The organism is Daejeonella rubra (genome assembly GCF_900103545.1).
Lineage (GTDB): Bacteria > Bacteroidota > Bacteroidia > Sphingobacteriales > Sphingobacteriaceae > Daejeonella > Daejeonella rubra.
In genome coordinates this window covers 38,230-44,646 of sequence record NZ_FNHH01000033.1, presented here as the reverse complement: position 1 = coordinate 44,646, position 6,417 = coordinate 38,230, and the positions used below count along the sequence as shown (strand labels likewise).

Genomic DNA, 6,417 nt, shown 5'->3' with positions numbered 1-6,417 from the left:
AAGCCTTCCATCAAATCACAGTTTGAGTTTGATCAAACCAAATCCCTACAACTTTCTTTTTAACTTGAATAAGCCTTATATCGAACTCACGTTAAGTTAAGGAACTTTGTCATTCAGAGCGCAGCGAAGAATCTAATTTATACTTCAAAAATAGATGCCCCAACCCTTCGGCATAACAGGATACCAACAGAATAAAAGCTTAACTTAATGACATTGGGCGCACGCGTGTCGCGTGTGATATCTTGAAAAACACCGACCATAGGAGACACCGATCATAGGAGTCACTGCCCAGCTTCCCTCTGGTTTGTGTTTCCACCAACCAGCCTCCTGCCTCAGCCACCTAAAAAACCGGATTATCCCTGATAGGTAGTTTAGCGAATTTGTTCACATCGATACTGGGGTAACCAAAATCATCGACCACCTTACCCTCAATCAGATAACATCCTTTACCACGGAATGGATATGCCGGAGTACTTGCCGGGAAGTGTATGGTATCCAGAAAATCGCCTTCTTTATCCAGAAAAGTTCCGAACCACATCTTTTTATTATTCTTCGTGCGGACCGGCTTTTCACAAACGTAATTGCCTACTGTCCGGATGATCTGTCCGACATGTTTACTAAGATCATCTGCCATCTGGTCGCCGCGGTAGCTGGTTCTGAGCAGGTCGAACATGTCCATGCTAAGCGGGTACCCCAGCAATTCCAGTTCATTATAAGCATCTTCCAGTACAGAGGTTTGCAGTTCGGGAAGGTAAAATTCTTTGGCTTCTGTGCAGAACAGTTCAGTGCTTTGCTTTGGAACGGTCTTGCTGCCCAGGTAGTTATGGACCTCCCACAAAAGCTCTTTTTTATTGCTTCCGGTAAACCGCAATGCACCAAGTCTGATCAGGATGATCGCCTGCTCCAGATTGACTCCGGTACGTTTAATCAGATCAGCAAGATCCCGGTAAGGCCCATTGGCATTTCGCTCTGCGGGAATCAGTTCCATAAAATGGCTTTCTAGCCCTTGTATGCCGATAAAACCCAGCCAGGCGTCTTTACCTCTTATCCTAACCTTCGTTTCACTATTGTTTACGCATGGTAAATGTACCCGGGCACCCGATTTCTGAAGCTCATGAACATAGACCCAGCGCTGATAAAACCCGCCATAATTATTTAGTACGGCCACCATAAATTCCAGTGGATAATAGGTTTTCAGGAATAGGCTCTGGTAACTTTCTACAGCGAATGAAGCGGAATGGGCTTTTGAGAAACTGTATCCCGCAAAAGATGAGACCTGCCGCCAGACTTCTTCGGTAGTTTTCTCATCTCTTCCGATCTCTTTGGCACGGTCGAAAAATCGCTGAACCAGGCGATCAAATTCCTTTCTAGAGCGGTATTTTCCGCTCATACCCCGCCGCAAGACGTCGGCATCTGTGAGGTCGAGCCCGGCATAATGGTAGCAGATCTTGATCACATCTTCCTGATACACCATCACGCCGAAGGTTTCCTGAAGGTGTTCCTTCATCACGGGGTGGAGGTATTTTACATTTTCGGGATCATGGAAACTGCTGATATAGGTCTTCATCATTCCCGAAGAGGCTACACCAGGTCGGATGATGGAGCTTGCAGCAACGAGTGTCAGATAACTCTCACATCCCAGCTTTCTCAGCAGTTGCCGCATGGCAGGCGATTCGATGTAAAAGCAGCCGATGGTTTTCCCTGTTTTTAATTTTGCATTGATTTTCGGGTCTTTCATGAAGGAGCTGACCGCATGGATATCCAGTTTTGTTTTCTGATTTTCGAGGACCAGACGGACCGCCTCTTTAATATGTCCGATGCCTCTCTGGCTCAGGATATCGAATTTTTCATATCCGATGGCTTCGGCTTCATACATATCCCATTGCACGGTAGGCATACCCTTGGGCGGCAGATCCAGTGCGGTATAATAGGTGATCGGTTCTTCCGAGATCAGCACACCTCCTGCATGGATAGAACGTTGATTGGGCATGTGCTGCATCATGCTCTGAATGGCCAGTATCTTAGCGAAAGTCGGGTTGTTGCGGTTCTGCTCCTGTTTTGTTGGGTCGGTAAAACTATCTATCTCCTGAGCCGGTAGCCCCATTACCTTGCTGATCTCCCGGATGATGGACCGGTCTTTAAACGTACTCATCGTTCCCAGTAATGCGGTGTGATTGCTGCCGTAACGTTTAAATATATAGTCCTGCACATCTTCCCGTTCATCCCAGCTGTAATCGATGTCGAAGTCGGGCGGACTACTCCGTTGCCGGTTCAGGAAGCGCTCGAAATACAGGTCGAGTTCTATCGGATCCACATCAGTGATACGCATGCAGTAAGAGACGATGCTGTTTGCCCCTGAGCCTCTCCCGATATGATAATAGCCCCGTGCCATTGAATAGCGGATGATATCCCAGGTGATCAGAAAATAAGCAGAGAAATGCAGCTCATCAATAACCGCAAGTTCTTTCTGTACCCGTTTTAAAGCTTCCCGGTTCGAGCGGCCATAGCGGTATTCCATCCCTTCAAGGGCGAGTTTTTCCAGCAGGGCTTTATCATCTTTTGCCGATCCGGTAAATGTTTTCCGGTTCTTTGAGCCCTTTTCAAAGCTGCTGCTGCAGTCGTTCATCAGCTTCCCGGTATTACTGATAATGAAGGGATATGCCTCGTAACGTTTTTTTAGCTGATCAGGTCGGAGGAACACCTCATCCTCATGGCAGCAGTCATTTTTCCCGATCTTGGAGAGCAGGGTGTTCAGGTCTATTCCTCTTAAATAGGTATGCAGGCGATGCTCGATCTTATTGCTGACAGTCACGCTATGCAGAGCCACAATCTTTTCCCTGATCCCGGATAATGGCTTCCCGAAAAGACTGTTCAAATCCCGGTAGGGGATACCCAGAAATTCATTTTCTTTCAAAGTCCTGTGTTCAGGCTTGTATGGGTAAATGATGTAAACATTCTGAAAATCCCAGGGTTTGTCGGGCAGCTCCATACTGTTGAGATTGTAGAAGCTGAGGAAGTCATTCAATTCTTTCATGCCCTCCCTGTTGCGGGCTATCCCGATATACAGAAGTCCGGATGATTTCCTGAACTCAATACCTGTAATGGCTTTGATCCCTTTTTCCTGGCATTCCCTGATGAATTCCATAGCTCCCGTAGAGTTATTGATATCGGTAAGTGCCATTTGTTCTATTCCCAGGGTTTTAGCCTGTTCCACCAGCTTTTCTATGGATAATGTGCCATAGCGTAAACTATATTGGGAATGAACATTCAGATACATGGCTTAAAGCTTTATGTTAATGGTTGATGCCAGTTTCACGGCTTTCTCACCGAACCTGTTCCGGATGCGGTCCATGGCCTGATAAAGTTTATACTGTTCTTCGGAAGCACTGTAAAGGCTGATCTGTTCATGCCCGCTGACCAGTTGCGAAAGTTTAACTCCAACCAAACGAAGCAGCATGCGCCGGTTATACAACTTGTCAAACAGCTCTTTCGCTTTGCTGATCAGGAAGGAGTCAAGTGTGGTATAAGGTATTTTAGCCTGTTGGGTATGGGTTTCAAAATTGGAATAGCGGATGGTTATTGTGATGCAGGCCGTCAGTTTTCTTTGAGCCCTGAGTTGAAAGCAGAGGTCGGTTACCATGGATGTGATTAACTGTTTGATCGTATGCGTATCGATGCTGTCGGTTTCGAAGGTGCTTTGTGTACCGATCGATTTTTGCTCACGGTAGGGCAGGACCGGCGAATTATCGATCCCATGTGCTTTTTGCCACAGGCTTGTTCCATTATTTCCCAGTACTTTGAACAGCTGCTCCTGAGGGATCTGTGACAATGTGTAAATAAAGCGAACCCCCATTTCGCTCAGCTTGATATAGGTTGCCTGACCCAGGCCCGGTATTTTTTTAATGGACAGTGGGTTTAAAAAAGGCTGCACCTCATCAAGAGGCACCTGCCGTTCTCCGTTGGGCTTGCATTCATTGGTGGCTATTTTTGATACCGTTTTATTGACCGATAAACCAAAGGAAAGAGGCAGGCCCGTTTCCTTCATCACGTGAAGCCTCAGCTCATGTGCAAATTTCATGCAGCCATAAAAGCGGTCCATGCCGGTCATATCTATGTAGTGCTCATCAATGGACGCTTTTTCAAGTACCGGTACTTTTTCCTGCAGAATATCGGTGACGATGTGAGAGTATTTGCTGTACTCTTCCATGTTGCCGCGGATGAAGATGGCATGCGGACAAAGCTGTCTGGCCATTCTGGAGGGCATGGCCGAATGAATGCCGAATTTCCGGGCTTCATAACTGCAGGATGCAACTACCCCACGATCAGAAGTTCCCCCGATGATCACCGGTTTCCCGGCCAGGGAAGAGTTCTTCAGAAGCTCTACGGATACAAAAAATGCATCCTGATCAATATGTATGATTTGTTTGTCCTTCAGCATAATTCATTTGCAGGGATACAAATCTATGCTAAAATTTTTAGCATTTGCAATAATTTATGAATTCATTTATTTGTGGATGCCGGGGGTGGCTAAAGGGATATTTATAACGGAATAGGGATATTTGTCTTCTTTTTTAATAAAAATCATTAGTGTCTGGGAAAAATATAGGACGAGTCATATAGAAATCATCCCGCTCATGCCGCGGAGAGGGCACTTACTTTTCCCTTCAGCTGGAAAAGTAAGCAAAAGAGCCGCGGCTTCCCGGTATTTGTTGTAAATCCACACTTTATCCTATCGGTGTAATCCAAGCCGTGTTTATGGTTTGAAATATATGAATGGATATGCAACACTTCTCCGGATTACTTGAATGCAGTGATTTATGATTGTTAATGCAAGGATAAAGTACGCCTTTACTGCCAAATCCCAGGAGGCCGATTTCTGCAATAAGCAATACCGGTAATTTATGAACGGTTGTTACCCATCGCACTGTCCCAGCTCCCATTCATAACAGATAAACGGACCCGAAGGACGATTCAATCCCCAGTGCCGGAAAAATCAAAAAACAGATGCAGTTTCTTTCAAATAACACTTCCGAGCATTAGATTTTGGGATCATACCCGGATGGCTTTCATATTTTGGTATCCCCCAAAAGCAGCGATCACTTTTTTTTGATGTGTGGTGGTCTTGTGGCCAAAGGCACCTAGGGATTGAAAAAGGCTTTTGGTTACTTTTGGCCTTCAAACCTGAGCCGCCCTTCAGCGGCGAAAGCATGAACACCTTTAAAAAACAATAAAAAAACCTGTGAATAACTACGAGCCCACCCGGCGATAGAGGGTGGTAAGGTTATGAAGGGAGCTCTTACTTTTTGATTCAAAAAATACTCTCAATTTAAAGGTGTAAATAAGGCTCTTTATTAATCCTAAATTTAACCGGACAACAATAAAAAACAAAATAAATTAGGTGTAAACAAAAAAACTTGATTATAATTGTCGACTAATTCCATAGACTTTATACCAATACTATCAACTGTTCATGAAGCTAAAAGAAGGTGAAGTAGATTTACCGCGTAACGTCTCTGAGAAGTCTCAGGAAAGAAAGTGGAAAATGATCGCCTATTTATCATTATTCAGTTTGGCACTGCTTTTTATTGTGTATGCAGTTTACACGTATATCGGTTATGCAACAGTTGTAGAATTAAGTAAAGATCTCTCAGCGCAGATAGATGAAAAATTTATGTGGATGCTGCTTGTTGGATTTTGTGCACAAATAGTTGACGGAGCATTGGGTATGGGTTATGGCGTGGTTTCAACGACTCTTTTGTTATCAGGAGGTTTAAACCCGGCAGTGATCTCGGGAAGTATTCACACAGCAGAAATGTTTTCAAGCGGAGCATCCGGTTTCAGCCATTACCGATTCGGAAATGTGAACATGAAATTATTCAAAACTCTCCTCATTCCGGGTGTTCTGGGTGCGATCATCGGGGCTATATTTCTGGGTTATGCAGGAGATAATTTTTCACAATGGATCCGCCCTGTTATTTCTGGGTATACTCTGCTTCTTGGCGTCAGGATATTAACCAATGCATTCAAAGAGAAAAGGAAAGCACAGAAAGTTAAACATGCTGGCTGGCTCGCCGGTGCCGGAGGTTTTCTGGATTCATTCGGTGGAGGAGGCTGGGGGCCATTAGTTACCAGTACCTTGATCTCCAAAGGCCGGACACCAAAATATGTTATTGGTTCTGTGAGTTTGACAGAGTTTTTTGTGACGATGGCCAGCGCGCTCACATTTTTCATCATATTAGGTGTTAGTCATTGGCAAACCGTGCTGGGTTTGATCGTAGGCGGAGTAGTTGCTGCTCCAATTGCTGCAAGACTGGCCGGAAAATTACCGCTTAAAAAGATGTTCATCGGGGTTGGTGTACTGGTGATCATTTCCAGTTTGCGGATCATCTGGAATTCGCTTGAGAAGCTTATTTAAGC

The 6,417-nt window shown here is 45.0% G+C and carries 3 protein-coding genes; 1 reads left to right on the top strand and 2 read right to left on the bottom strand.

What is annotated here, in order from left to right; translation table 11 throughout:
* Positions 1-340 precede the first annotated feature (340 nt).
* Together BLR27_RS16520 and dinB are read right to left on the bottom strand one after the other, a co-directional pair.
* The gene (locus BLR27_RS16520) at positions 341-3,277 is read right to left on the bottom strand and encodes a DNA polymerase III subunit alpha (protein ID WP_090706728.1); all 2,937 of its coding nucleotides are present in this window, start codon (positions 3,275-3,277) and stop codon (positions 341-343) included.
* Positions 3,278-3,280: 3 nt separating this feature from the next.
* Entirely contained in the window at positions 3,281-4,438 is a 1,158-nt protein-coding gene (gene dinB, locus BLR27_RS16515) for a DNA polymerase IV (protein WP_090706726.1), read from the bottom strand.
* Between the two features lie 1,032 nt (positions 4,439-5,470).
* Between dinB and BLR27_RS16500 the strand changes: the two genes are divergently transcribed.
* Complete coding sequence (locus BLR27_RS16500; protein ID WP_090706722.1) at positions 5,471-6,415, top strand: sulfite exporter TauE/SafE family protein; 945 nt, start codon at positions 5,471-5,473, stop codon at positions 6,413-6,415.
* Positions 6,416-6,417: the final 2 nt, after the last annotated feature.

Excerpts from the sequence above, each read along its gene's own strand:
- BLR27_RS16500 (WP_090706722.1), top strand. The coding sequence starts at position 5,471 with ATGAAGCTAAAAGAAGGTGAAGTAGATTTACCGCGTAACGTCTCTGAG.
- dinB (WP_090706726.1), bottom strand. The coding sequence starts at position 4,438 with ATGCTGAAGGACAAACAAATCATACATATTGATCAGGATGCATTTTTT.
- BLR27_RS16520 (WP_090706728.1), bottom strand. The coding sequence starts at position 3,277 with ATGTATCTGAATGTTCATTCCCAATATAGTTTACGCTATGGCACATTA.